We start from the raw sequence: 24,880 nt of genomic DNA, 5'->3' as shown, positions 1-24,880 counted from the left end.
CATGGCCCACCTCGTCGCGTTCCTGCTCCGCCTCGTCCTCTCCGCCGGCGTCCTCTGGCTCGCCGTCGCCTGGGTGTCTCCGGCGAACCCGGCGAACACCTTCGGGCGCGCGGTGGCGGTCTCGGTCGTCCTCTCGATCGCGTACTACGTCACGCTCGCGAAGTTCCTCTGGTTCCTGCTCCTGCCGTGGCTCTTCTACGCGATGATCTGGCTCGCGGTGATCATGGGCGCGTACGGGATCGGGTTCTGGCGGGCGCTCCTCGTCGCGCTCGCGCTCACCGTCCTGTCCTGGCTCGTGTCGGCGCTCCTGGGCGTCCGGACCTTCCGCGCGGGGTAGCCGGCGCGGCGGAGGCCTCACCGGCCGTAGAGCCGGGTGAGCTCCGCGAGGCGCGCCGCGCGCTCCGGCCCGAGCGCCTCCTCCCGCATTCGCCAGCGCCAGTTGCCGCCGAGGGTCGCGGGCGTGTTCATGCGCGCCGGCGAGCCGAGCCCGAGCACGTCCTGCATCGGCGCGATCGCGGTGTCCGCCACCGAGGAGAGGACCGCGCGGATCATCACCCAGCTCATGTCCCGACCGTCCGTCGCGAGGTACGCGCGCGCGTGCGCCTTCTCCCGCGCGACGTCCTCCGGGGTGCGGACGCTGTCGCCGGCGCCGCCCGCCCACCAGCCCGTCACCGTGTCGTTGTCGTGCGTCCCGGTGTACGCGGCGGTGTCGCGCTCGTAGTTGTGCGGCAGGAACGTGGGCGCCTGGGGATCGATGCCGAAGGCGAACTGGAGCACCGCCATGCCGGGCAGGCGGAAGCGCCGCCGCAGCGCCTCCACCTCGGGGGTGATGACGCCCAGGTTCTCGGCCACGAACGGCAGCGCCCCGAGCGCGGCCTCGAGCGCCTCGAACAGCCGCGCGCCCGGCCCCGGGACCCACCGGCCCTCCTCGGCGGTGGACGCGCCGGCGGGGATCTCCCAGTACGCCTCGAAGCCGCGGAAGTGATCGAGTCGGATCCGGTCCACGAGGGCGAGCGCGCCGCGGACGCGCGCGATCCAGCTCGCGAAGCCCTCGCGCGCGACGGCGTCCCAGTCCCAGAGCGGGTTCCCCCACAGCTGGCCGGTGGCGCTGAAGTAGTCGGGCGGCACCCCCGCGACGGCGGCGGGCCGTCCCGCGGCGTCGAGCCGGAACAGCTCGCGGCGCGACCAGACCTCGACCGAGTCGTGCGCGACGTAGATGGGGACGTCGCCGAGGAGCGCGATCCCGAGGGCGCGGCAGCGCGCGCGGAGCGCGTCCCACTGCCGCGCGAAGCACCACTGCGCGAACACCTCCGCGAAGATCGCCCGCGCGTAGCGGGCCCGGGCGGCGTCGAGCGCGCGCGGGTCGCGGCGGGCGAGCGGCTCCGCCCAGGCGGTCCAGGGCCGCCCCTCGTGCGCCTGCTTCAGGACCCAGAACAGCGCCCAGTCCTCGAGCCACCCCGCCTCGCGGGCGCGGAACGCCTCGAGCTCGGCGCGCGCCTCCGCGCCCGCGCGCGCCCCGAAGGCCTGCGCGGCCCGCTCGAGCCGCTCGCGCTTCCAGGGCCCCGCCTCGTCGTACGCGGCGCGCTCGGGATCGGCGGCGGGCGCGCCGGCGAGGTCGCCGTCGTCGAGCCAGCCCTCGTTGCGGAGCGTCTCCAGCGAGACGAGCAGGGTGTTGCCGGCGCGCGACGAGAGCGCCTGGTAGGGCGAGTCACCGAAGCCGGTCGGGCCGAGCGGGAGGACCTGCCACAGCCGCTGGCCCGCCTCGGCGAGCCAGGCGGCGAAGCGATGGGCCCCGGCGCCGAGATCGCCCACGCCGTGCGGGGCGGGGAGCGAGGTCGGGTGGAGCAGGATTCCGCTGCGGCGGTCGCGGGGCAAGGGGCGCTCGGGCTAGAGGTGCTGGACCTTGTCCTCGGGGCCGGTCGGCCCTGGCTCGCCCGGCCGCGGCTCCCCGCGGGTCTCCCGGTCGAGCGCGCGCGACACGGCGTCGCGCGCCCCGAGCCCCACGGCGAGGGCGACGGAGAGCACGATGCCGCCGACCACGAGCGCGAACGCGAGCGTGGGGAGCTCTCCGCCGATGCCGACGTGCTCGAGGGCCATCGCCGCCGCGAGGACGAGGACGAGCCACTTCACCGCGAGCGCGATGAGGCGCGCCTGGCGGATCTGCTGGTTCACCGCGCTGATGAGCGTGCTCCGCTCGAGGAAGCGGGCGGCGCCGATGCCGACGAGCAGGATGATGGCCCCGACCACGAGCTTCGGGAGGAACACGAGCAGGGAGAGGCCGAACGCGCTCACCGTGCTCGCGCCGAGCACCTCGAGCGCGAGGGCGATGCCGGCCACCACCACGAGCCAGAACGCGAAGCGCGAGACGATCGCGGAGGGCTCCTGGCGCGGCCCGAGGTCCCGGCCGGTGGTCACGCCCCACTCTCGCGCGCGCCGATCGAAGCCGGTGCGCCCGAGCACCGCCCGCAGGATCGCCCGGATGACGAACGCCGCGACGGTCGTGGACACGAGCACGATGAGCATCGCCACGATGCCCGGCAGGTCCGCCGCGATCACCGCCCCGAGCCGCTCGAACGCCTCACCCAGCACTGCTCGTACCTGTTCCCACATGGCCTCGTCCTCACGGGTTGAAGCGGTCCGGCCAGCGCCAGCGCGAGATGAGGTACCGCTTCTCGTCCTCGAACGCGGAGCAGAGCCGCTCGACGCGCTCGTCCGCCGCGTCCGGTCCGAGCGGTCCCACCTCGTTCACGTAGCTCGCGACCCAGCCCAGGTAGATGGGCGTGAGCGAGCGCAGGAGCTGGCGGCGCTCCATCAGCTTGAAGCGCCACGCCACCGCGAAGTCGTAAAGCACGCGCGCCCAGATCGCGTCCGGCATGCGGAACGCCTCCGGGGGCGCGCGCGGGATCCGCTGCAGCGCGAGCAGGGTGTGCGGCGGCAGGACGCTGCTCCACAGCGGTCGCAGGTCGCGCCAGCCGAGGGCGAAGGCGTCCACGAGTGGCGCCACCGCCGGCGCGTTCGCGGGCTCCTCCGCGAGCCGCTCCTCCCCGAAGGTCGCGACCACCTGCGAGCCGATCACCCGCTGCCAGTAGTGCGCGTGCACCTCCATCTCGTGGAAGAGGGTGTCGAGCACGCCGGCGAGGGCCTGGGACACGTCGGAGGGCTGGGGCGCCGGGCGGGGCCGGGGACCGATGAACACCTGCGCGATGCGCACCTCGCGCGCGAGCGCCTTCGTCACGCACCACAGGTCCTCGCCCGCGTGCGCCGGATCCGTCCGCCACTCGGTGTCCGACAGCAGGTGCCGGGCGAGGCGGCGCGAGAGCACCAGCTCGCGCCCGAGCGGCTGCCGCAGGCGTTGCCCGAACAGGGCGCGCGTGAGCGGGTAGACGATGCCGGTGACGAGCACGCCGTCGAGCCGGCCGCGCGCGTAGGACGGGACCACGAGGTCGAACCCGCCCGTGAGCACCGGCTCGAGCAGCGCGCGGAGCCAGCGCGGGTCGCTCGGGCGGGGCAGGGGCTGGAGGAGCGCGCAGGCGGGCGCGTCGCGGGCGACCGCGATCTCGAGCAGGGTGGGCAGGGCGGCCTGCGGGCCGGTGTGACCTCCCGTGTAGATCGCCGGGGGGTGATCCCGCTCGGCGAGCGCGAGCACCGTCTCCGGCGTCGCCGCGCCGCTCGGATCGCCGGTGAGGACGACGGCCAGCGCGGGCCGCCCGGGGTAGGCCTCCTTGAGGCCGGTCTCCAGCGCGATCGCGGCCTCGGTGGCCGCCATGCGGTCCGGCTCGGCCGGCACGCCGACGACCACGTCGGGCCCGGAGGGCTCGCTGGGACGCGACGACGGCTCGAGCACGAGAGACAAGGTAACCCCTCCGGCGGGATCGTCGCGCGCCAAGTTCGGGCGTCCGGAGGGGCGCCCGGACGCCGGGCGCCGGCGGCCCCTAATGTAGCGCCCGGGCGAGCACCATCTCGCGCGCCTCGTGGTCGCGGATCCGGCCGCCGAGGGCGCCGGTGAGCGGCGCCAGGTCCGACGCCGTCGCCTGGCCCTTCGCGCGCTCGCGGACCTGCTGGAGCGCGGCGATGAGCTCCCGGTGCTCGTCGGTCATGCGCAGCACCTCGGCGCGGTACTCGGGCGAGGCGGCGAGGAGCCCGTAGAAGCCCTTCTGGTGCTCCTCGTGCGCGAAGTGCTCGGTGAGGAGCTCCGCCAGCGACTCGAGGGCGGCGGTGATGGCGGCGACGTCCTTCGCCTCGCCGAGCCGGTCCACCACCGCCTCGATCCGCCCGTGGTCCTCGTGGAGGGCCGCCTGGACCTGCTCGGCGGCGTGGGTCGCGCCGGTCCTGCCCGCGGCGGTGAACTGCGCCGCCTCGGTGGAGCCCTCCAGGGCGAGCGTCGACGCGGTGCCGCCCGACACCGCGCTCGCGACGAGGTCGAAGTAGCCGGTGCCGACCTCGCGCTGGTGGCGCGTCGCGGTGTAGCCGTGCCGCTCCGAGGCGAACTCGGCCTGCTGCAGCTCGGTGTAGGCCGACATGCCGCGCTCGCGGTAGCCGCGGGCGAGCTGGAACATCCCGTGGTTCAGGGCGTGGAACCCGGCGAGGGTGACGAACTGGAACCGGTAGCCCATCGCGCCGAGCTCGCGCTGGAACCTCGCGATGGTCGCGTCGTCGAGGTTCTTCTTCCAGTTGAAGGAGGGCGAGCAGTTGTAGGCGAGCAGCTTGCCCGGGAACTTCTGGTGGATCCCCTCCGCGAAGCGCCGCGCCTCGTGCAGGTCCGGCGTCTGGGTCTCGCACCAGATGAGGTCCGCGTACGGCGCGTAGGCCAGGCCGCGGGCGATGGCCGTGTCGACGCCGGGCCTCATCCGGTAGAACCCCTCCGCGGTGCGCTCGCCCTTCTCGATGAACGGCGCGTCGTAGGGGTCGACGTCGCTCATGACGAGCTTCGCGCCCTCGGCGTCGGTGCGCGCCACGAGGATCGTCGGCACCCCCATGACGTCGGCCGCGAGGCGCGCCGCGTTGAGCGTGCGGACGAACGTCGAGGTCGGCACGAGCACCTTGCCGCCCAGGTGGCCGCACTTCTTCTCGGAGGCGACCTGATCCTCGAAGTGCACCCCGGCGGCGCCCGCCTCGATCATCGCCTTCATGAGCTCGAAGGCGTTGAGGGGGCCGCCGAAGCCGGCCTCGGCGTCGGCGACGATGGGGGCGAACCAGTACGTTCCGTCCTTCCCCTCGCAGTGCTCGATCTGGTCGGCGCGCTGGAGGGCACGGTTGATGCGCCGGACCACCTCCGGGACCGAGTTCGCCGGGTAGAGGCTCTGGTCCGGGTAGGTCTGACCGGCGGAGTTGGCGTCGGCCGCGACCTGCCAGCCCGAGAGGTAGATGGCCCGGAGGCCCGCCTTCACCATCTGCACGGCCTGGTTGCCGGTGAGCGCGCCGAGCGCGTTCACGTACGGCTCGCCGTGGAGGAGGTCCCACAGGCGGTTCGCGCCGAGCTGCGCGAGCGTGTACTCGATGCGCACGGAGCCGCGGAGCTTCTCGACGTCCTCCCGCGTGTAGCGGCGGACGATGCCCTCCCAGCGGCGCGGGTCGGGGTGGTGCGGCGCGGGCGAGTCGGCGAGGCCCTCCGTGCCGCCGGCGAGCATGCGCGCCTTCTCCTCGCCCTCGGCCTCGAGCAGCTCGTAGGAGGGGAGGGTGATGAACTCGACGAAGTCCCCCTGCGTGCTGATGCGCTCGAACAGCGCGCGCGCCTCCTCGAAGCGGCCGCCCTGGAACGCGGCGTCCCCGACCTCGAGGCGGATCCGCTCCATCTCGTCGGCGAGCACGGTGCGGAACCGCTCGACCGTGAGCGGCGCGCCGTCGTCGAGCGTCGCGCCGTGGTGGATCCACTGCCACGCGAGCGAGCGGGAGATCTCCACCGTCGCGGCGTCCTCCATGAGGCCGTAGATCGGGACGCAGCCGGTCCCGCGGAGCCAGGCCTCGAGGTACTGGACCGAGACGCGGAGGTCGTGGCGGAGGCCCGCCTCGGTGCGCGGGCCCTCGGGCACGTCGAGCAGGTCGCGCGCCGTCACGCGCACGTCCTCGCGCTTGCGGTGGAGCTGGTTCGGCGTCTTCATGTGCTGGTCGAAGATCGCCCTGGCGATGGGCACGAGGCCGGGGTGCGCCACCCAGGTGCCGTCGTGGCCGTCGGTCACCTCGCGGAGCTTGTCGGCGCGCACCTCGGCGAGCGCGGCCTCGTTCGCCGCCGCATCGTCCTCGATCGGGATCTGCGCGGCCATGCCGCCCATGGCGTGGACGTTGCGCCGGTGGCACGTCTGGATGAGGAGCTGCACGTACGCGCGCAAGAACCCCTTGTCCATCGTGATGTGCGCGCGGTCCGGCATGACGTGCTTCGCGTCCGCGCGGAAGCGCTTGATGGTCGAGAAGATGTAGTCCCAGCGCCCGCAGTTGAGGCCCGCGGAGCGCTCGCGCAGCTCCCACAGGATCTCGTCCATCTCGAACGCCGCGGGGAGGGTCTCGATGAGGCAGGTGGCCTTGATCGATCCCCTCGGGAGGCCGAGCCGCTCCTCGCCGAGGGTGAACACCTCGTTCCACAGGCGCGCCTCGAGGTGGCTCTCGAGCTTCGGGCAGTAGAAGTACGGGCCGGAGCCCTTCGCGAGGAGCCGCCGCGCGGCGCTCGAGAGGTAGATGCCGAAGTCCCACAGCGCGGCGCTGACGGGCCTCCCGTCCACGCGCACGTGCTTCTCGAGCAGGTGCCAGCCCCGCGGGCGCACCATGAGGACGGCGGTCCGGTCCCCGAGCCGGTGGCGCTCGGCGGTCTCGGGGGCGTCGTGCTCGATCGTGCCCTCGACCGCGTCCCGGAGGTTCACCTGGCCCTCGACGACGTTGCGCCAGGTGGGGGAGCTCGAGTCCTCGAAGTCCGCCACGAAGACGTTCGCGCCGGAGCCGAGCGCGTCGATGATCGTCTTGCGGTCCAGCGGGCCGGTGATCTCGACCCGACGGTCCTGCAGATCGGCCGGGAGCGGCGCGACGGTCCAGTCGCCCGCGCGGACGTCCTCGGTGGCGGAGAGGAAGCTCGGCCGCTCGCCGGCGTCGTAGCGGCGCTGCAGCTCGCGGCGCCGCTCGAGCAGCTGCTCCACGCGCGGGCGAAAGCGGCGCACGAGGTCCGCGACGAGCGCGAGCGCCTCGCGCGTGAGCACCTCCTGGGCGCGTCGCGGCAGGGCGCCGCGGATCTCCATGCCGGGCGGAAGATCGAGCGGCGGGGTCTCGGGGGTGGGCATCCGGGAGGCTCCTCCTGATCGAAAGGTTGTCCTGATTTCGATCAAGCTCAATACCGGAGCGCGCGAGACGCTCGGGCCGCCCGGACGGCCCGAGCCAGGCTGGGGCGGCCAGCAGGCCGCGAGGGCCCGCTAGCCCGCCACGCCGAACCGCTCGGACGAGCGCTCGAGCCGGCGCACCGGACGGACGAGCGCGTCGTGCGTCGCGCCGGTGGCGAGCCGCAGGAAGGCGTAGCGGTCGAGCTCGAGCGCGCCCGCGAGCGACTCGGCGAGCCGCTCGAGGCGCCGCGCCTCGAGCCGGCTGCGCTCGCTGGAGGCCCGCTCGGCATTCACCGCGCTCTGCTCGAGGGCGCGGATGCGGCGGCGGGCGTCGGCGCGGTCGGACTCGATCCGCTCCAGGTCGGCGCGGGCCTGCTCGACGATCTCGACCCGGCGCGCGCGCTCGGAGACGTCGCGGGCGAGGGCGCGATCCCAGGCGAGGGCCGCGTCGAGGGCGGCGTCGCGGGTGGCCTGGAGCCGCGCCGCGATTCGGACGAGGAGGGCGCCCGCGAAGGGGACGATGGCGAGGAGCGCCACATGGGCGAGCCGGTTGGGCGCGGTCGCGGCGGCGGCGACGCCTCCGGCGAGGAGCGCCGCGAGGAGCGCCGCGGTGCCGCCGAGGCCCCGCCGGCTCGCGCCGTCCGGGCGATCGAGCTGGGCGGCGCGGTCGAGCGAGACGGCCGCGAACGCGAACACGGCGGCGGCGGCGCCGAGCGCGAAGACGAGCGCCATGCCCACCGGGACGGGCGACGCGTTCAACGCCTCGACGATGCTCGCCGGGTCGACACCTTGCGCGGACAGGATCGGGCCGGAGAAGAAGAAGGCCTCGGCGACCACCAGCGCCAGCACGAAGCCCCGCAGGATCGCGGCGGGCGCTGGAGACGGGACGGGCGGCCGTCCGAGCTGCTCGGGGGTCGCGTCCACGGTGGCGGGGGCGGGCACCTTGCCCGCGGCGAGATCGTCGGCGAGGGCGCGCGCGAGCGTGTCGGCGCGAGAGCGCGCGGCCTCGGCGCGCGCGTCGAGCGCGGCGAGCGCGGCCAGCGCCTCGCGGATCTCCTGCGCCGCGAACGGGCCCTCGCGCTCGACGAGGGCCTTCATCCAGCGGGTCTGGTCGTCCGTGCGGGGCTGCGCGGCGTACGACGCGGCGTACGACGCGCCGTAGGTGGCCGGGATGGCGGGTGCCGCGTGGACGCGGGCGCGCACCACCGGCTCGCCGCCCTCCACGTCGACGACGACCGGCAGGTCCTCGAGCGTGACGGGGAGCCGCGAGGCGTACTTCGCGAGGCGGTTGCGGAGGAAGTCCTCGAGCCGGACACCCGAGCGGACCGCGAGGCGCGCCTCGACCGCGACGTCGAGCCGCGACCGCGAGACCTTCACGTCGGGCAGCGGCTTCGGCATCTTCGCCGCGGCGCGGGCTGCGGCGCGCCGCCGCGACGCCTCGAGGGCGAGGTCGAGCGCTCGGCGCCAGGCCGGACCCTTCCGCCGCTTGAACTCCGCCACGAGGCCGACGTTGTCGTCACCGACGTGCATGGACTCGATGCCTCCGTTCCCCACCCGTCGCCGAACCTATGGAGGGCAAGCGAGCCCTGGAAGCCAACCCGGCGGGGCGAGCCTGGAGGGGCTCGGTGGAGAGACGTACGGGCGGCGCGGGAGGGGGCAAAAACCGAGCGTGCCCTTGCCCGCGCGAGCGCTTCGGAGCGCGACGCGCGAAGACGAAATGATCGCTGCGGCGCAAGGAGAATCGGAGGAGCTCACCCCTCGCGTGCCCGCGCGGCCGATCGCTCGGGCCTGTGACGGGGGCTTGCCGGTATCCTCGCTCTGCCAGGTTCACTGCGAGCGCCCGCCTGGTGCCATGGGAACTAGGGGAACGGGCGGGCGGTCGCTTCAGGGTCGGCGGGAAGGGGGACGACGGGCGGGGAGAGCGGGGGACGGCGGCGTTCGATCGCGACCCCGATGCCCGGAAGCGTACGCCCCCGACCCGAGCCAGCCGGGCGGGGGCGATCGTTCGTCGCGAATGGGCCGAGCTACCCGCGCGCGTAGACCTCGAGCGCGGCGGACGTCGCGGTGCCCGGCTTCGGACCCTTGCCCTGCTTCGCGAGGGCCTGCTCGATCGCGGCGAGGACCACGAGGACGCTCTCCTGCCGCGAGCCCTCGCCCATGAGGCCGATGCGCCACACCTTGCCCGCGAGCGGGCCGAGGCCGCCGCCGATCTCGATGCCGTGGTCGGCGAGGAGGGACTTGCGGACCGCTGCCTCCTCGATCCCGGCGGGGACCTGCACGCAGTTCAGCGTCGGGAGCCGGCGCCCCTCCTGTGCCTGCGGCGAGCACCCCAGCGCGGCGAGGCCCGCCATCAGCGCGGCCGAGTGGCGGCGGTGGCGCGCGAAGCGCGCCTCGAGCCCCTCCTCGTGGACGATCCGGAGCGCCTCGCGGAGCGCGTAGACCATGCTGATGGGCGCGGTGTGGTGGTAGGCGCGCTTCCCCTCCGCCCAGTAGTCCGCGATCATCGACGCGTCGAGGTACCAGCTCTGCACCTTGGTCTTGCGCGCGCGGAGCGCGTCGAGCGCGCGCGGCGAGAGGGTGAGCGGCGCGAGCCCGGGCGGGCAGGAGAGGCACTTCTGGGTGCCGGAGTAGCACGCGTCGATCTCCCACGCGTCCACCTCCACCGGCACGCCGCCCAGCGAGGTGACGGTGTCCGCGACGAGGAGCGCGCCGTGGGCGTGGCAGAGCTTGCCGAGCCCCTCGAGCGGCTGGTGCGCGCCGGTCGAGGTCTCGGCGTGGACGATGCCGACGGCCTTCACCTGCTCCTTCTTCAGCGCCTCCTCGACCCGTCCGAGGTCGCAGGTCTGGCCCCACGGGATCTCGATCTTCACGAGCTTCGCGCCGCAGCGGCCGACGATGTCGGCCATGCGGTTGCCGAAGACGCCAGCCGCGACGACGACGACCGTGTCGCCGGGCTCGACGACGTTCACGAGCGCAGCCTCCATGCCGGCGGACCCGGTGCCCGACAGGGCGATCGTGAACGGGTTCTGGGTCCGGAACGCGGCGCGGAGCTGGCCCTGGACCTCGTTCATGATCTCCAGGAACTTCGGGTCGAGGTGACCGAGCAGCGGCGTCGACATGGCGCGCAGCACGCGCGGGTGGACGGGGCTCGGCCCGGGGCCGAGGAGGAGGCGGGCGGGCGGCGACAGCTCGGGGACGTTCATGTCGGGGACCTCGTGGTTGCGGGCGCGCGGCGGCGAGCGGCGCGCGCCTCTTCGAGAGCGCGAATCGGATACAGATACACCAGCGGGAGATTCGCGGCCCAGGGGTCATGGGGGCTCTGCGGGCCCGATCGTCCGGCCGGGGGAGGGGCGCACGCGCGCGGCCGGCGGAGCGGGCTCTCGCGCTCGGGTCCGACCGCGGGGTGGATCATCCGCCCCGCAGCCAGAGCTCCACCTGTCCCACCGCGTAGGGCACCGCCGCGTCGACGCGCAGCACGCGAGGCCCGAGCGAGAACGGCTCGAAGCCGCGCGCGCGGAGCGCCTCGGCCTCGTAGGGCGTCCAGCCGCCCTCCGGACCGATGGCGACGCAGGCCCGCTCGGAGAGCGGCGTGAGCGTCTCGAGCGGCGCGCTCCCGGCCGGATGCGCGAGGAGCCGCGACCGCTCGGGGAACGTCGCGTCGAGCTCGTCCTCCACGAACGGCTTGAAGAAGCGCCGGAGCGACACCTCGGGGAGGATCGTGTCCTTCCCCTGCTCGAGGCCGAGGACGAGCTCCGCGCGGATCGCCTCGGGCGCGAGGACCGGCGAGCCGAAGTAGCTCTTCTCGACGCGGTAGCTGCCGAGGAGCACGAGCCGCTTCACGCCCATGGAGGCGACCGCCTGCAGGACGCGGCGGAGAATCTTCGGGCGCGGCACCGCCGCGAGGAGCGTCACCTTCGCGGGCGGCGGCGGGGCGCGGTCGAGGCGCGGCGCGATCACCACCTCGGTGCCGGAGGCGTGGAGCACCTCCGCCTCTCCCATGCGACCGCCGACGACGCCCGCCTGGATCCGATCGCCCGCGACGGCGCGCAGGACCTCGCGGACGTGCAGCGCGCGGCGGCCGGACAGGCGGGCGACGCCGTCCGCCGCAAGCTCGGAGGGCTCGAGGAGGAGGAGGTTCACGGGAGCGCCAGACTACACCGCGCCGGCTCCGGCGCACCGCGCGCGGAGCCCCGGCCGGGCGCCGGGCCGGACGACCGGGTACAATCCTCTCGATGCCCGCCGATGCCGCCGCGTCCTGGACCCTCATCTCCGTCCTCTTCTCGTCCATCCCGCTCTCCGATTCGCTCGCCGCGGCGCTGCACGACGCGGCGGTGGAGCTGTACCGGCGCGACGACTCCGTGGGGCAGGTCGCGGGCGATCTCGCGAACGGCCGGGTCGTCAACCTGAAGCGGACGATGCAGCTCGGCGCGATCACGGGTCCCGCGTTCGAGGCGAAGCTCGACACCGAGCGCGGCGCCGGGACGGTCCGGTACCTGCTCACGCGCCAGGGCCTCGAGCTGCTCGGCCTCTCCGGCGAGCGGCCGCGCGGCGGCTATCTGAACTGAGTCAGCTTCAACGGGGGCTGCGACCCGCCCCGCCGGTGCGGCACCGGCCCGCCCGGGCCGGCGCACTCCGCGCGCGGTGGCGTGTCGCCCGACATCGCCTCACCGGCACGCCTGCGCCGTACCTCGGTCGCGCGACCGGCCCGCGCGCGCGCGCGGGGTAGGCTCGCGAGTCGATGCCCTCGAGCAGGCGAGTCCTCCTCATCGAGCAAGACGCCGCGGTGCGCGCGTCGCTCTCCACGGCGCTCACCGGGCGCGGGGCGGAGGTCGTCGTCGCGAGCGACGGCGAGGACGGGCTCGCCAGGCTCGCCTGCGGCGAAGCGCCGGCGGTGGTGCTCCTCGGTCTTCACCCGCCACGCCGCGGGGGCGACGCGTTCATGCGGGCGATCCGCGCCGATCCGCGCTACGCCGACGTCCCGGTCATCACGATGGCCGGCGACGGGCCCCACCGTAGGGGGCCCACGCCCTTCGACGTCGACGACGTGCTCGCGCTCGTGCTGTCGCTCTGCGATCCCGATCGCGCCTGAGCGAGCGCACGGCGGTCGCAGACGCGAGCGACGTCGGCCCGTGCGCGCCGCGCGAACGCTCGCGCTGCTGCCGAGAAACCCTCATTGGGCTTGACGCCCCGTTACGGGCATGCCCTTCGGGAGCGTCGCTCCCAGCGTGAGCACCGGGAGGGGAATCCCCGATGAAGGGTCGTCTCGCGCGGTTCGCCCTGGTGGGGCTGTCCGGGGTCGGGGTGAACCTCGCCGCGCTGCACCTCTTCGCCGGCGTGCTCGGGATCCAGGAGGTCGTCGCCTCCGCCCTCGCAATCGAGACGAGCATCGTCACGAACTTCCTGCTGAACGACGCGTTCACGTTCCGCGATCGCCGCGAGCTCGGCGCGGGGGTGGTGAGCCGCCTCGTGCGCTACCACGCGGTGAGCCTGGCGGGCGGAGTGGTGCAGCTCGTGGTCTTCGGGCTCGCCGCGCTGGCGCTCATGCGGACCCTCGGCCGGGCGGAGCTCGGGGGCCTGCGGTACCTCGCCCAGAGCGCGGGCATCGCCCTCGCCTTCGCGGCGAACTACCTCGGGAGCCTCCGCTTCGCGTGGGGGCCGCCCGGGGCGGGCGCGCCGCGTCCGGCGCTGTCGCTGCGGCGACCGGGGGCCTGGATCGCCCCGACGATCTTCGCCGGGATCCTCGTCCTGCACATCCTGCCGATCTGGCTCGTTCACTACTTCCCGACCCAGGACGGACCGCTGCACGTCGAGAACGTCCTCTCGCTCATGCGCTACCGTCACTCGCCGCTCCTGCAGCACTGGTACCTCGCGAACTGGGGCGCGCAGCCGAACTGGCTCACGCAGGCGCTCCTCGCCGGGCTCCTGCAGGTCGTCGGCCCGCTCACGGGCGAGAAGCTCGTGCTGACCGGCTACACGGTGCTCTTCCCGCTGGGCTTCCGGGCCCTGCTACCGCCGGGTCGCGACGGCTGGTGGGCCGCGCTCGCCGCGTTCCCGTTCGTGCACGCGTTCCCCTTCCAGATGGGCTTCTGGAACTTCTGCTACGGGCTCGCGCTGGCGCTCCTCACGGTAGGCTTCTGGCTGCGGAGCCGGGGCCGGCTCGGGCCCTCGCGCTGGCTCGTGCTCGCGCTCCTCTCGGTGCTGCTCTTCCTCGCCCACTCGGTCGCGTTCGCGGGCGCGGGCCTCGCCATCGGGGTCCTCCTGGCCTGGCGCCTCGCCCTCGCGGTCCGCCGCTCCCGCGGGCACGCGGCGCGCCGCCGGCTCGTCGTGCGCGGCTACGCGGTGCGCGCCGGCGCCGTCGCGCTCGCGGCGCTGCCCGGGGCGGCCCTGCTCGGCGCCTGGCTCGTCGCGCACTCGGATCGCGCGTCCTCGCGCCTCCCGATCTACGAGCTCGCGGCCAAGCTCGCGACCGCGTACGCGCTCGTCTCGATCGACCGGCGCGAGATCCTCCTCGCGTGCCTGGTGTCGCTCGTCCTGTTCATCGGCGTGGTGCACCTCGCCCTCGTGCGCGCCACCTCGACGCGCGCGTTCCGGCCGCACGACGGCTGGCTCCTCGCCGCGGTGGCGTTCGCGATCGCGTACTTCGCGGTCCCGGAGGTCGTGGCGGCGGGCGCGCACGTGTCCGACCGGTTCGCGCTGTTCACCTTCCTCTGCGTGGCCGCCTGGATCGCCACCGGCGCGGCGCCCGCCATCGCCGTGCGGCGCCTCGCCCTGGCGCTCGCGGGGATCGCGGTGGTGGCGACGGGCCTCCGCTACGAGAAGCAGCGCCAGATCTCCGCCTACGTCGAGGAGTACGTCGCGGCGGCGGCCGGCCTCGGCCCGGACCGCGTGCTCCTGCCGGTCGCCATCTCGCCCTACGGCCCCGTCGACGAGAACGGCCGCAACCTCGGCTACCGCGTGAAGCCGCTCCTGCACGCGACCGGCTGGGTGGTGGCGCGCAACGGCGGGGTGGACCTCAAGAACAGCCAGGCATTCACCGATCACTGTCCGCTGCGGTTCCCCGACGATCACAACCCGTTCCTCATGCTCGCCGGCTCGCTCGCGAAGATGGAAGGGACGCCCCCGTGCATCGACCTGCGCGCGGCCGTGGCGGCGCAGGTGGACTACGTCCTCGTGTACGGCGTCACCCCCGACGCGCTCGCGAGCCCGTGCGGCGCGCGGATGGCGCTCGACCTGCGGTCGCGCTACGAGCCCATCGCCCACTCGGCGAGCGGCATGCTCGAGATCTGGCGGCCCAGGCCCGAGGGCGCGCAGCACGCGCAGTACCCCTGACGGCGACCGCCCCGCAGACGACGAGGCCCCCCGGCGCGTCGCGCCGGAGGGCCTCGAACGGCTCACGAAAGAGCGGATGCTACTTCTTCGCGGGCGCGGCCGCGGGCTTCGCGGGCGCGGCCGCCGCGGGCGCAGCGCCGCCGGCGCGCTGATCCATCGAGGTGAAGATGACCGCCTTCTTCGCCACGACCTTCCCGTCGGCCTTGGCCGAGTGGCAGACGGCGCAGAACGCGTCCATGCTCTGGCCCTTCGCCGTGTCGACGCGGAGGTACTTGTAGTTGGCGTTCGACGGGTGCGGGTCGTGGCAGCCGACGCACTCGAACCGGCCGTCGCGGAGGAGGTCGCCGGGGACGTTCGCGACCTTCGGGTTCACCGAGGTGAGGCCGTAGGGGTGGCTCATGTGGCCGGACACCGGGGCGTAACCCTGGCCGCCCTTCGAGGTCTCCTCGTGGCAGCCGAGGCAGAGCGCCGTCGAGCCGGTGTATGCAGCCTTCGTGCGGGGGTTCTGCGCCACCTTGTTCGGCGCCACGGCGAAGATGACATCGCCCTTCGCCGTGTGGATGCCGTGGCAGCCGTTGCAGCCGACGCCGTCGTGCCCGCCGAAGGCGAACGCGGAGATGGGCAGCGCGGCCGCGAGGGAGAGGACGAGGATTCGAACGCCGTTCATGTGAAGCTCCTGATGCGTACCGCGGGTTGACACCCTCGATGGGTGCGAAAGCGCGCGGACTGTACGCAAACGGGTCGCCTGGCTGCCTTGATGGAGAGCAACCGGGCGAGCGCTCGGATCAGGGGCCGTGGTCGGGCTCGAACGCACCGGTGCGCCAGCCGAGCCGGATGGAGAGCAGACGTACCATGAACGCGAGACTTATCCCCGCGAACGCCGCCGTCTCCTCCGGCAGGCGGAGGCCGGCCGCGAGGGCGATGAAGCACAGCACGCCGGTGAGGGCGGCGAGGGCGTAGGCCTCGCCGGGCTTGAAGATGAGCGGCTCCTCGCGGACGAGGACGTCGCGCAGCATCCCGCCGCCCACCGCGTTCACGCAGCCGACGAGCGCCACGGAGACGAGCGGGAGGCCCGCGGCGAGCGATTTCTGCGCGCCCACCACCCCGTACACGCCGAGCCCGAGCGCGTCGATGACCACGATCGCGAGCCGGGCGCGCTGGAAGTGCCGCCCGAAGAACGCGCCGGCGAGGCCGCCGCCGAGCACGCCGAGCAGGTAGCGCCCGTCGGTGAGCACGGCGGGTGGCCCCTGCTGGAGGAACAGCCCGTCGCGGAGGAGCGCTCCGCCGAGCCCCGTCGCGATCGAGAGCACGAGGATGCCGACGAGATCGTAGCGCTTGCGGACCGCGGAGATCGCCCCCGTCACCGCGAACAGGAACGAGGCGGCGACGTCGAAGGCGATGGGGAGATGGAAGCCGCCGCGCAGCACGCGAGCTACTTAGCACGTCGGCGGAGGTGGAGCGCGCGGTCAGAGGGCGCCGAGCATCGGGTCGCGCGCGTGGCGGAGCACCTCCGCGGCGAGCGCGGTGCTCGCGTTCGCGATGTCCTCGACGGAGAGCATGCCGGAGAGGTGCCCGGCGCCGTCGAGCACGATGAGCCGCCGCACCGCGCACGCCTCCATCGCGTGCGCCGCCTCGGCGAGCTCGTCCTCCTCGGTGCAGGCGACGACCTGGGGCGTCATGGCCTCCCGGACGCGGGTGCGTCTCGGGTCTGCGCCCGCCGCGGTCGCCCGCACGGCGATGTCCCGATCGGTCACGATCCCCGAGAGCGTGCCGTCCTCGAGCACGGGGAGGGCGCCGACGCCGAGCTCCTTCATCTTCCGGGCGGCCGCGACCAGCGTCTCGTCCACGCCGATGGTCGCGGCGTTCCGGGTCATCACCTCGCGCACGCGCATCGTCTACCTCCTCGTGCATCGAACCTCACGCGGTCGCGTGGCGCGAGGGGGACCGTCGGGGCGCTCCGGTCGAGGCGGGCAACGCGCCGCGGCCCCGCCCGCCCCGCCGGGCGAGCGAGCGGGCGAGGAGCCGTCGTACGATGGCCCATGCCCGAAGCGATGCCCGTCGTCCCCGCGCCGGTGCGGATCGTCCTGCTCCGGCCGCGGAACCCCGAGAACCTCGGCGCCGTCGCGCGCGCGATGAAGAACTTCGGGCTCGCCGACTGGGCCATCGCGGAGCTCGGGACGCACGACTTCGCGACGGCCCGCAGGGTGGCGGTGCACGCGGAGGACCTCCTCGACAGGCCTCGGCTCGTCCGGACGCTCGACGAGGCGGTCGCCGACTGCGCGTGGGTCGTCGGCACCAGCTCCCGGAGGGTGCGCGGCAAGCGGCGCCTCGCCCCCGCGGCGGTCGCGCGCGAGGCGCTCGAGCGCGCCCCGGCGGGGCGGACGGCGATCGTCTTCGGCGACGAGCGCAGCGGTCTCACGAACGACGAGGTCCTCCGCTGTCACGACCTGTCCTCCATCCCGACGGACGAGGCGCAACCCTCGGTGAACCTCGCCCAGGCGGTGCTCCTCTATGCCTACGAGCTCAGGCGGGCGGCGCTCGAGGCGCACGCGCGGGCTCCCACGTCCGCTCCCGCGGGCGCGACGGACGCGGAGCTCGGGAGCCTCGAGGCGGCGCTGCGCGCGGCGCTGCGGGCGGGCGGATTCCTCGCGGGACCGGAGCGGCACGCGGTGCGCGACCTCGTCGCTCCCCTGCGGCGCGCCCGGCTCACGCAGCGGGAGGCGAGGCTGTGGTCGGCGGCGCTGCGGACGCTGGGGAGGGGAGAGGGGTAGGTCGGGGTCTCGGTCTCACGTCCCCACCGGCACCCTCCTCGCGCGCTCCGCCGCCTCGCCGATCCGCGGCAGCGTCTCCCCTCCCACTCCCTCGACCACGATCGACGCCGCGGCCGCGCCGAGGCGCGCGGCCTCGACCGGGTCGTCACCGCCGGCGAGCGCGAGCAGGAAGGCGGCCGCGAACACGTCGCCGGCCCCGGTCGGATCGACCTCTCGCGTGGGGAACACCCCCACGACGAACGTGCGGTCGCGCGTCGTCACCGTGCAGCCGGCGGCGCCCCGCGTGAAGACGACGATCGGCACCGCCGCGGCGAGGCGCGCGAGGAGGTCGTCCTGGCCGGCGAGGTCGTCCTCTCCGACGAACGCGGCGGTCACGCCGGCGAGCTCGGCGGGCGCGAAGGACCAGCGCGGCTGCACGACGGTGCCGTCCGCCGCCACGGCGCGCACGAGCCCCTGGACGCCCAGCCCCACCACCCGTGCGCCGGCGACGTCGGCGAACGCACGCGGCGCCACCTCGCCGAGGACGGGCGCGAGGTGGAGCACGTCCGCGCCGCGCCAGGCCACGGGGAGGGCGGCCGGATCGAGCGGCGGGGCGGAGGCCTCGACCCGCTGCCGGCGGGCGCCTCCCGGCGCGTGCAAGTTCACGAAGAGGGTCGTGCGCGCCGCTCGCGCGATGATGGACTCCACCCCGGCGAGCGCGCGCTCCGGATAGTCGGCGCCGGCGGCCGTGAGTACGCGCGCCCGAGCGCCGAGCGCGCGGAACGTGTGCGCCGCGTACCACGCCGAGCCCCCCGGGACGAGCCGCCCGGCGACACGGTCGAGCGTCACGTGGCCGCAGACGACGGCGGCCGGCCGCGCCGCGGAGGTGGGCAGGTCGAGCATCGCGACGGAGCGTACCACCCGTCCCGGCGGTCGCGGCCACGCGAGCGGCGCCGCGCGACCCGTCCGCCGCGTGCCAGGTCACGCGCCGTCGATCGTCGGCCCGGGCCGCCGTACCGGCGAGCGGACGCGGGTCAGGGCAAGATCTCGAGCACGCGCGCGTGCCGGAGCGGGCCGTCCTCGATCTCCACCGTCGTGGGGACGTCGTAGGACGCCCGGACGGCGAAGCCCTCGCGCGGAGCGTAGGTGCGGCCCGCGTCGCCGGCGAGGACGCTCACGCCGCGCGCGGCGAGCCGGCGGAACCACGCGAGGCTCCTGGCGGCGAGCGACCGCTCGTAGAAGACGTCGCCCGCGAGCACCACCTCGACGCCGGGGAGCGGCGCCTCGATCGCATCGCCCGCGCGGAACTCCGGCGCGACCCCGTTCAGCGCCGCGTTCACCCGCACGGCCGCCTCGCAGAACGGGTCGAGGTCGAGCGCGAGGACCCGCGCCGCGCCGGCGCGCAGGGCCGCGATGGCGACGAGACCGCTGCCCGTCGCGAAGTCCGCCACCGAGCGTCCGCGAACGAGGTCGGGGTGGTCGAGCGCGTGGCGCGCGAGCGCCTGGCCCCCCGCCCACGGGAACGCCCAGAACGGCGAGTCGTCCCAGCCCGCCAGCTCGGCCGCCGTCGCATGCCACAGCGGCGTCAGCTCGCTCGCCTGGTGAATCATGATCTCGGGCGCGAGGGGCACGGGCGCGGGCGCAGTGCGCTCCCGGACGAATTCGACGAGCTCTTCGAGCGTTCGCAAACGAGCACGGAACAGACCACGCCACCGCCGGCGGCTGCAACCCAGGCGGGCAGGGTGCGCCCACCTCGCCGCACCCGGAGGCGGCTCCCCTTGGGGCACTTGGTGGCTCGTCTGCCGTGACGGAGGTTGGCCGCAAGGGTCATGTGGACCGTCATTCGTTTCGCGCTCTCGGGAGCGGATCCTGCGCCGTACCGCGCGGCCTTCGACCTGCTCCGGCGCTCCGGCTTCCAGCCCCATCGCCGCCCCGAGGACGCCGGGACGTGCGAGGTCTTCCCCGCCTCCGTGGTCGCCGACCTGCTGCAGGATCCCGGCGTCGTCTCGCGGGCGATCTTCGAGGCGCTCGCGGGCGCGCGGCTGCGGCCGGTGATGGTGGCGGGCGCGCACGTGGAGGTGCGCGCTCGCGCACGCCCCGAGCCGCCCGTTGCGCCTCGCTGATCCGTCGGGCGACGTTCGTCGATCGAGTGGCGGGCCGCTCCGGCGGCCGTGGAGGGCCTGATGGACGCACCCGACCGGCGGCGGTTCTCGCGCATCCCCTTCCACGCGGGCGTGGAGCTGCACGTGGAGCGCGGCACCGCGCCCGCGCGACTCCTCGACATCGGCCTCAAGGGCGCGCTCGTCGAGGTGGGCGAGGGGCTCGACGTCGAGCGCGGCGACCCGTGCGCGCTGGCGCTCCGGCTGGAAGGCGGTGAGGTGGTGATCCGGATGGACGGTGCCATCGCGCATCGCGAGGGGAGGCGCGTCGGCGTGCGCTGGTACGCGATCGACCTCGAGAGCATCGCCCACCTCCGCCGGCTGGTGGAGCTGAACGTCGGCAGCGACGTGCAGGGCGAGCTCGCGGCGCTGGTGGGGAGCGCGTAGGCGAGGCGCCTCGAGCAGAACCCGACCCTGAGGCCCTCACTGCCCCGCATGGCGCCGGCGCGTCGACGCGCGGGCGGACCTCGGCCGCTCACGGACCGTGAGGGAGAGCTTCCGCTGAGGGCTCCTCGCCCGGGATGGGATCGACCCGGCGGAGGATCCGGCCGATCGCGCGCTCGAGCTCGTCCCGCACCCAGCGCGGCGGGTCGTAGGGGTCGCGCCGGAGCCGGCGGAAGAGCGACTCGAGGCCGCGCCGCTCGCCGCGCGCGAACTCCGCGACGAGGCCGGCTCGGCCACCCCCCGCGCCGGCCGTCTCGACCGCGATGGGCCCGCGCCGCGCGTGCGTGCGGCGGACCACGCTGTCGTAGTGGAGGAGCGCGCGATCGAGGAGGACCCACGGGAAGTTCGGCTGCGCGTGCGGACCGATGCGGAAGCGGCGCGCGCCGGACCAGTAGCGCTGGACGTCGAGGAGGAGGCCGGGGATGCCGGGCGCGCCGATCGAGCGGACGCGCGCGTAGCGCCTCCCCACGCCGTACAGCGCGCCGCCGCCGCCGAGCGCGCCGCCGAGGACGGTGCCCGCGAAGATGCTCGCGCCCCCGACCGCCGCGTCCACCGCGCCGCCGATGGCCGCGCCGGCCAGCGCGCCGGCGGCGACGAGCTGCGCGGGAGAGAGCCCGAGCAGCTTCCAGGCCTCCTCGGCGAAGAGATCCTGGCGGTACACGGGCCGCTCGAGGCCGGGGCCCTCCTCGAACCGCGCCTCGCGGTGGCCGTACAGCGCCTCGACGCGGCGGCGCGCCTCCTCCTCGCGGGCGCGGAGCGCGTCGTGGAAGCTCCGCTCGAGGCGGTCGCGCTGCTCCTCGATCGCGGCCTCGTCCTCGACCGCGAGCTCCTCGGTGTGCGTGAGCGCGTCCACGAGGAGGCCGGAGACGAGGGCGGCCGCCTCCGCCCGGCGCCGGCCACGCTGGGCGACGAGCGCGGCGACCGCCTCGTCCACCGCCGCGCGCCAGTCGGGCCGCAGCTCCCGGAAGACCTGCAGGAGGTTCACCCGCTCCTCGAACGAGACCGAGAACGCGTCGAAGTCGCGCACGATCTTGAAGTGCTGGTCGAGCGCGCGGTGCCACTCGGCCGCGTGGTCCTCTGCGCCGATGCGGTTGACGAGCGCCATCCCGGGCCGGCCCGTCCAGCGGAGGATCTCCATCTCGGCGTCGTAGTTCGGCCGATACGGGTGCGTGCCGTCGACGACGTAGAGCACGCTCGCGCCCGCCAGGATCGGCGCGAGCAGGCGGCACTCCTCGACGAGCTCGGAGGTGCCCTCGAAGGCACGCACGAGCTCGGCGACGCGCGCGGGCCGCTCCGCCGCGCTCACCTCGCGAGCGCGCAGCCAGGCGAGGGCGCGCGGAGCGTCCTCGAACCCGGGCGTGTCGACGAGCACGAACAGGGTCCGCCCGTCCACGCGGACGGGGAACTCGCGCACCTCGGTGGTGGTCCCCGGGCGCGGGTCGATGCGCACCGAGTCGTCCTCGGCGAGCGTCGCGACGATGCTCGACTTGCCCTTGTTCACGCGGCCGACGACCGCGAAGCGCGGGACCTCCGGGGTCACGGCGCCCCCTGGAGAGGCTCGACCGCGAGGTACGGGTCCTCGAGCCGGGCGAGCCCGTCTCGCCAGGTGCGCACGCTCGCCTCCGTGGCCGGACCGACGCGGTCCTCCCTCACCTCCGCCACGAGCACGAGCAGGTGCCGCCGCGGGCCCAGGGCGCCGCGCAGCTCGCGCACGAGCCTCAAGGCCGCCCGATCCGGCGCCTCGAATCCCTCGGCGACCACCACCACCGGCTCCGCCCCGTCCACCGCGGCGAGCCACCTCGCGCCGAGCTCGTCGCGCCCGTCGCGCCCGCCGGCGGCGTGGACGCTCGCGATCTCGCGCTGGACCTGGCGGGCGATGGCCGCCTCGAGGGCGGGGTGCGCCGGGACGTCGCGCCAGAGCACCACCGCGCAGCGCGTGCCCGCGGGCGGCGCGACGCCCGGGACCGTCGCCGGAATCACCGCAGGCGGCGCGGCCTCGGGGAGGACGGCCCCGGTCTCGACGTGCGGCTCGGCGAGCCGGGCGAGGACGCGCGCGATCTCCGCGTCGTCGAGCGGAAGGCGGGCGAGCAGCCTCGCCGCGCGCAGGCGCGCGACCGCGAGCGCGACGGCGCGCGGGAGGAGGCCGTAGGTCGCGACGGCCGCGAGGAGGAAGCGCCACCACTCGCCGACGAGCGCCGGGTCCGCGGCACGGCCGGCCCCGGCGTGGAGGTAGGCGCCCTCGAGCCGCGAGTAGCGCGTCGCCTCCACCAGCGCGAGCGAGGGCGCGGCGTCCGGCCAGAGCGACGCCCAGGGCCGCGCCAGCGTCGAGACGAGGGCGTGGAAGCGCGGCGCGTCGAGGTCCACGAGCGTCGTGCTCCACGCGAAGGCGATGTCGGAGAACACGACGAGGCGCAGGCACCCGAGGAGCGCCCCGACGTTGAAGGCGACGCCGAAGGTCTGCGTCGCGCCGAGCAGGAGCCACGGCTCCACGGAGTGGTACAGCGAGCGCCGGCTGCGCAGCCGGTGCCAGAGCGCGCGCCACTCCTCCGCGCGCGCCTGCCCCGCCGCGCGTCCGGCGAGGCGCGGGTAGAGGGCGCCGATCGCCTCGCGGAAGACGCCCACGAGCGGCGCGCCCAGCGTCGCGAGCGGGAAGAGGAACGCGGCGAGGAGGAACAGGAGCAGGAGCACCTGCGCGCCGACGAGGACGAGCAGCACGTCCCAGACGTTCACCGGGTGCTCGCCGGTGTAGCCGAGGAGCGCCGTCGCGGCGCCCCAGCCGAGCGCGAGCCCGATCGCCGCGAGCGCCAGCCGGACGCCGGCCAGGGCGCGGGACACCGTGCGGCCGGGGAAGAGGAGGCTCGGCTCGCGCTCGCGGAGCTGGGCGAGCCAGCGGGCGAGCACGTCCCCCCGGTCACCGGCGAGGGACGCTCCACGCATCGCCTCGCGGTCGCGCCGCTCGAGCGCGCCCGCGGGCGCGTCCCGATCGCGGGCGAGCTGGGCCTCGAGGTCGATGAGGTCGGCGAGTGTCACGGCAGGTCGCCGAGGGAACATAAGGGATCGGCGCGCCCGGGTCGCGCCTCGCGGGTGCTCTCGACCCGGGTCGCGCGGCCCGCACCGAGCCCCGACCTCACCCGCGCCGCTCGAGCCGGGCAGGGCGCCAGGAAAAGCGGCAGGTTGGGCCCCGCGCCTCTGAAGTGCGCGCCTGCGCCGCAGGCGGCCTCCGTCCTGCATCCCGGTGACTGAGGGTACGTCCTGCAAGGGTAGGTGAACGTGATGAAGCTGCGGCTCAGCGGGAAGGTGCTGGGACTCCTCGTCGTGGCGGTGATCTTCGTCGCGCTGGTCGGCGGCGCCGGTCTCGTCGCGACGGCCTCGATGGCCGGCGTGGTCGGCGACTACGCAGGCGCGAAGGTGCCCCAGCTCGTCGCGGTGTCGCGACTCGCCACGGCGGTGGGGCGCGCCACCGGCGCGGCGTCGGCGGTGGAGAACGGCACCCTCGAGCCGGAGGTGCACGAGGCGGCGCTCGCGCTCATCGCCGGCCAGCTCCGCGAGGCGGTGGACGCCGAGCGCGCCTTCGAGCGCGGGGGACGGGACGCGGGGGCGAGCCAGATCGCGCCCGCGCTCGATCGGTGGAAGCAGGACCTCGCGCAGCTCGACTCCGCCGCGCGGGCGAGGCGGGACGCAGGCGCGGCGGGCCAGTTCGCGGAGGAGGCGGGGGCCCAGCACGACGTGACGGACGCGTTCGAGCGCCTCCGCGTGGACGCGCAGCGGCTCCTCGAGGTGGTGGACGCGAGCGCCGTGGCGACCCGCACCGCCGCCGACGCGAGCGCGGCGCGCGCCCGCGACGCCGAGGCCGGCGCCCGGCGCGACATCGCCGTCGTGTTCCTCCTCGCGACGGCGGCGCTCGCCTCCGCCGGGGCCTTCCTCGTCCGCGCCATCCGGCGCGGCCTCCGCTCGGTCGTGGAGGCCGCGGAGCGGATCGCGGCCGGCGACCTGCGCGACGCGGTGGAGGTGACGAGCCAGGACGAACTCGGCGACCTGCAGGCCGCGATGCGCCGCATGGGCGGGCAGCTCTCGCAGGTCATCGGCGACGTGCGCTCCGGCGCCGCCGCGCTCGCGGCGGTCGCGGGCCAGGTCTCCGCCACCTCGCAGCAGCTCTCGCAGGGCACCGGCGAGCAGGCCTCCAGCGTGGAGGAGACCTCGGCGCTGCTCGAGGAGATGAACGCGTCCATCGGCTCCAACGCGGCGAGCAGCCGGGACGTGGAGCGGATGGCGAGCGAGGGCGCGAGGAACGCCGAGCGCAGCGGCGCGGCGGTCACCGAGACGGTGGGCGCGATGCGCGCCATCGCCGAGCGGGTCTCGATCGTCGAGGAGATCGCCTACCAGACGAACCTCCTCGCCCTGAACGCCGCCATCGAGGCGGCGCGGGCGGGCGAGCAGGGGCGGGGCTTCGGGGTCGTGGCGACCGAGGTCCGCAAGCTGGCCGAGCGCAGCCAGGCGGCCGCCAAGGAGATCGGCGAGCTCGCCGCCCGCTCCGTCGGCGTGGCCGAGCGCAGCGGCGGGCTCCTCGCGGAGCTCGTGACGACCATCGCGACCACCGCCGAGCGGGTGCGCGAGGTCTCGGCGGCCTCGCAGGAGCAGTCGGCCGGGGTCGGGCAGCTCTCGAGGGCGATGACCGTCGTCGATCAGGTCACGCAGCGGAACGCCTCCGCCGCGGAGGAGCTGTCCGCGACCGCCGAGGAGCTCTCCACCCACGCCGACGCGCTCCGGGAGCGCGCCGCCTTCTTCACGGTCGGCGGGGAGGGTGGCGTCGCGGACGCGCTGGAGCACCCGCCCGCGCTCCCCCGCGAAGACCTCCCTCGCCTGCACGCCGCCGGCGCCCGCTGACCGGCGCCGGCCTTCC

General features: G+C 75.1%; 22 protein-coding genes. 8 read left to right on the top strand and 14 right to left on the bottom strand.

Annotated elements, in window-relative coordinates; translation table 11 throughout:
- The first annotated feature begins 1 nt into the window (after position 1).
- Positions 2 to 337, top strand: coding sequence for a hypothetical protein (locus MNY60_RS10535; protein ID WP_242334911.1), 336 nt, complete (start codon positions 2 to 4; stop codon positions 335 to 337).
- Positions 338 to 354: 17 nt separating this feature from the next.
- Here MNY60_RS10535 and malQ read toward each other — a convergent pair whose 3' ends face one another.
- From malQ to MNY60_RS10495, 7 genes are all read right to left on the bottom strand, one after another.
- Positions 355 to 1,875, bottom strand: coding sequence for a 4-alpha-glucanotransferase (gene malQ, locus MNY60_RS10530; protein ID WP_242360597.1), 1,521 nt, complete (start codon positions 1,873 to 1,875; stop codon positions 355 to 357).
- A gap of 12 nt (positions 1,876 to 1,887) precedes the next feature.
- Positions 1,888 to 2,610 (bottom strand): hypothetical protein, encoded by a 723-nt coding sequence (locus MNY60_RS10525; protein WP_242334905.1) that lies wholly within the window; start codon positions 2,608 to 2,610, stop codon positions 1,888 to 1,890.
- Positions 2,611 to 2,620: 10 nt separating this feature from the next.
- Complete coding sequence (locus tag MNY60_RS10520; RefSeq protein WP_242360608.1) at positions 2,621 to 3,844, bottom strand: hypothetical protein; 1,224 nt, start codon at positions 3,842 to 3,844, stop codon at positions 2,621 to 2,623.
- Between the two features lie 88 nt (positions 3,845 to 3,932).
- Positions 3,933 to 7,262, bottom strand: a complete 3,330-nt coding sequence (gene aceB / locus MNY60_RS24245) for a malate synthase A (protein WP_374109401.1) — start codon at positions 7,260 to 7,262, stop codon at positions 3,933 to 3,935.
- Positions 7,263 to 7,391: 129 nt separating this feature from the next.
- On the bottom strand, positions 7,392 to 8,852 hold the full coding sequence (locus tag MNY60_RS10505; RefSeq protein ID WP_242360596.1) for a hypothetical protein: 1,461 nt from the start codon (positions 8,850 to 8,852) through the stop codon (positions 7,392 to 7,394).
- A 470-nt stretch (positions 8,853 to 9,322) separates the two neighbouring features.
- A complete protein-coding gene (locus MNY60_RS10500) occupies positions 9,323 to 10,501 on the bottom strand; it encodes an alanine--glyoxylate aminotransferase family protein (RefSeq protein ID WP_242334899.1) in 1,179 nt (392 codons plus the stop codon).
- A gap of 205 nt (positions 10,502 to 10,706) precedes the next feature.
- Positions 10,707 to 11,438 (bottom strand): 16S rRNA (uracil(1498)-N(3))-methyltransferase, encoded by a 732-nt coding sequence (locus tag MNY60_RS10495; RefSeq protein WP_242334896.1) that lies wholly within the window; start codon positions 11,436 to 11,438, stop codon positions 10,707 to 10,709.
- 92 nt (positions 11,439 to 11,530) lie between these two features.
- Here MNY60_RS10495 and MNY60_RS10490 point away from each other — a divergent pair, with 92 nt between their 5' ends.
- The 3 genes from MNY60_RS10490 to MNY60_RS10480 all read left to right on the top strand — a co-directional run bounded on the left by MNY60_RS10490 (position 11,531) and on the right by MNY60_RS10480 (position 14,627).
- On the top strand, positions 11,531 to 11,863 hold the full coding sequence (locus tag MNY60_RS10490) for a hypothetical protein (protein WP_242334893.1): 333 nt from the start codon (positions 11,531 to 11,533) through the stop codon (positions 11,861 to 11,863).
- Between the two features lie 173 nt (positions 11,864 to 12,036).
- Positions 12,037 to 12,387: a response regulator gene (locus MNY60_RS10485; RefSeq protein ID WP_242360595.1), complete on the top strand. Its 351-nt coding sequence runs from the start codon at positions 12,037 to 12,039 to the stop codon at positions 12,385 to 12,387.
- Positions 12,388 to 12,548: 161 nt separating this feature from the next.
- The gene (locus MNY60_RS10480; RefSeq protein ID WP_242334871.1) at positions 12,549 to 14,627 is read left to right on the top strand and encodes a GtrA family protein; all 2,079 of its coding nucleotides are present in this window, start codon (positions 12,549 to 12,551) and stop codon (positions 14,625 to 14,627) included.
- A 79-nt stretch (positions 14,628 to 14,706) separates the two neighbouring features.
- On the opposite strand, the gene MNY60_RS10475 is transcribed toward MNY60_RS10480, so the two are convergent.
- The 3 genes from MNY60_RS10475 to MNY60_RS10465 form a co-directional block, all read right to left on the bottom strand.
- Positions 14,707 to 15,294, bottom strand: coding sequence for a cytochrome c3 family protein (locus tag MNY60_RS10475; protein WP_242360594.1), 588 nt, complete (start codon positions 15,292 to 15,294; stop codon positions 14,707 to 14,709).
- A 118-nt stretch (positions 15,295 to 15,412) separates the two neighbouring features.
- Positions 15,413 to 16,054 carry a trimeric intracellular cation channel family protein gene (locus MNY60_RS10470; protein WP_242334869.1) on the bottom strand — a complete coding sequence of 214 codons (642 nt, stop codon included), beginning with the start codon at positions 16,052 to 16,054 and terminating at the stop codon, positions 15,413 to 15,415.
- Between the two features lie 39 nt (positions 16,055 to 16,093).
- Positions 16,094 to 16,519, bottom strand: a complete 426-nt coding sequence (locus MNY60_RS10465) for a CBS domain-containing protein (protein WP_242334867.1) — start codon at positions 16,517 to 16,519, stop codon at positions 16,094 to 16,096.
- Between the two features lie 147 nt (positions 16,520 to 16,666).
- Here MNY60_RS10465 and MNY60_RS10460 point away from each other — a divergent pair, with 147 nt between their 5' ends.
- The gene (locus MNY60_RS10460; protein WP_242360593.1) at positions 16,667 to 17,398 is read left to right on the top strand and encodes an RNA methyltransferase; all 732 of its coding nucleotides are present in this window, start codon (positions 16,667 to 16,669) and stop codon (positions 17,396 to 17,398) included.
- 15 nt (positions 17,399 to 17,413) lie between these two features.
- Here the strand turns inward: MNY60_RS10460 and MNY60_RS10455 are convergent, their stop codons facing one another.
- A complete protein-coding gene (locus MNY60_RS10455) occupies positions 17,414 to 18,280 on the bottom strand; it encodes a PfkB family carbohydrate kinase (RefSeq protein ID WP_242360592.1) in 867 nt (288 codons plus the stop codon).
- Between the two features lie 131 nt (positions 18,281 to 18,411).
- Positions 18,412 to 19,008 (bottom strand): methyltransferase, encoded by a 597-nt coding sequence (locus tag MNY60_RS10450; protein WP_242360591.1) that lies wholly within the window; start codon positions 19,006 to 19,008, stop codon positions 18,412 to 18,414.
- 198 nt (positions 19,009 to 19,206) lie between these two features.
- Here MNY60_RS10450 and MNY60_RS10445 point away from each other — a divergent pair, with 198 nt between their 5' ends.
- Both MNY60_RS10445 and MNY60_RS10440 read left to right on the top strand, forming a co-directional pair.
- Positions 19,207 to 19,500, top strand: coding sequence for a hypothetical protein (locus tag MNY60_RS10445; protein WP_242334856.1), 294 nt, complete (start codon positions 19,207 to 19,209; stop codon positions 19,498 to 19,500).
- A gap of 60 nt (positions 19,501 to 19,560) precedes the next feature.
- On the top strand, positions 19,561 to 19,923 hold the full coding sequence (locus MNY60_RS10440) for a PilZ domain-containing protein (protein ID WP_242334853.1): 363 nt from the start codon (positions 19,561 to 19,563) through the stop codon (positions 19,921 to 19,923).
- Between the two features lie 88 nt (positions 19,924 to 20,011).
- On the opposite strand, the gene MNY60_RS10435 is transcribed toward MNY60_RS10440, so the two are convergent.
- Together MNY60_RS10435 and MNY60_RS10430 are read right to left on the bottom strand one after the other, a co-directional pair.
- On the bottom strand, positions 20,012 to 21,520 hold the full coding sequence (locus tag MNY60_RS10435; protein ID WP_242334850.1) for a DUF3482 domain-containing protein: 1,509 nt from the start codon (positions 21,518 to 21,520) through the stop codon (positions 20,012 to 20,014).
- Positions 21,517 to 23,010: a DUF2868 domain-containing protein gene (locus MNY60_RS10430; protein ID WP_242360590.1), complete on the bottom strand. Its 1,494-nt coding sequence runs from the start codon at positions 23,008 to 23,010 to the stop codon at positions 21,517 to 21,519. The genes MNY60_RS10435 and MNY60_RS10430 overlap by 4 nt, the downstream gene beginning before the upstream one ends.
- 243 nt (positions 23,011 to 23,253) lie before the next feature.
- Between MNY60_RS10430 and MNY60_RS10425 the strand changes: the two genes are divergently transcribed.
- Positions 23,254 to 24,864 carry a methyl-accepting chemotaxis protein gene (locus MNY60_RS10425; RefSeq protein ID WP_242334845.1) on the top strand — a complete coding sequence of 537 codons (1,611 nt, stop codon included), beginning with the start codon at positions 23,254 to 23,256 and terminating at the stop codon, positions 24,862 to 24,864.
- The last annotated feature ends 16 nt before the right edge of the window (positions 24,865 to 24,880 follow it).

The organism is Anaeromyxobacter sp. SG17, from assembly GCF_022690695.1.
GTDB lineage: Bacteria > Myxococcota > Myxococcia > Myxococcales > Anaeromyxobacteraceae > Anaeromyxobacter > Anaeromyxobacter soli.
Note: the sequence above shows the minus strand (reverse complement) of the source record. Positions and strands in the feature narration are given on the sequence as shown.

Coding starts and splice junctions, on each gene's coding strand:
- MNY60_RS10490 (WP_242334893.1), top strand. CDS start 11,531: ATGCCCGCCGATGCCGCCGCGTCCTGGACCCTCATCTCCGTCCTCTTC.
- MNY60_RS10500 (WP_242334899.1), bottom strand. CDS start 10,501: ATGAACGTCCCCGAGCTGTCGCCGCCCGCCCGCCTCCTCCTCGGCCCC.
- MNY60_RS10445 (WP_242334856.1), top strand. CDS start 19,207: ATGTGGACCGTCATTCGTTTCGCGCTCTCGGGAGCGGATCCTGCGCCG.
- MNY60_RS10480 (WP_242334871.1), top strand. CDS start 12,549: ATGAAGGGTCGTCTCGCGCGGTTCGCCCTGGTGGGGCTGTCCGGGGTC.
- MNY60_RS10485 (WP_242360595.1), top strand. CDS start 12,037: ATGCCCTCGAGCAGGCGAGTCCTCCTCATCGAGCAAGACGCCGCGGTG.
- MNY60_RS10535 (WP_242334911.1), top strand. CDS start 2: ATGGCCCACCTCGTCGCGTTCCTGCTCCGCCTCGTCCTCTCCGCCGGC.
- MNY60_RS10455 (WP_242360592.1), bottom strand. CDS start 18,280: ATGCTCGACCTGCCCACCTCCGCGGCGCGGCCGGCCGCCGTCGTCTGC.
- MNY60_RS10475 (WP_242360594.1), bottom strand. CDS start 15,294: ATGAACGGCGTTCGAATCCTCGTCCTCTCCCTCGCGGCCGCGCTGCCC.
- aceB (WP_374109401.1), bottom strand. CDS start 7,262: ATGCCCACCCCCGAGACCCCGCCGCTCGATCTTCCGCCCGGCATGGAG.
- MNY60_RS10460 (WP_242360593.1), top strand. CDS start 16,667: ATGCCCGAAGCGATGCCCGTCGTCCCCGCGCCGGTGCGGATCGTCCTG.
- MNY60_RS10440 (WP_242334853.1), top strand. CDS start 19,561: ATGGACGCACCCGACCGGCGGCGGTTCTCGCGCATCCCCTTCCACGCG.
- MNY60_RS10425 (WP_242334845.1), top strand. CDS start 23,254: ATGAAGCTGCGGCTCAGCGGGAAGGTGCTGGGACTCCTCGTCGTGGCG.
- MNY60_RS10525 (WP_242334905.1), bottom strand. CDS start 2,610: ATGTGGGAACAGGTACGAGCAGTGCTGGGTGAGGCGTTCGAGCGGCTC.
- MNY60_RS10465 (WP_242334867.1), bottom strand. CDS start 16,519: ATGCGCGTGCGCGAGGTGATGACCCGGAACGCCGCGACCATCGGCGTG.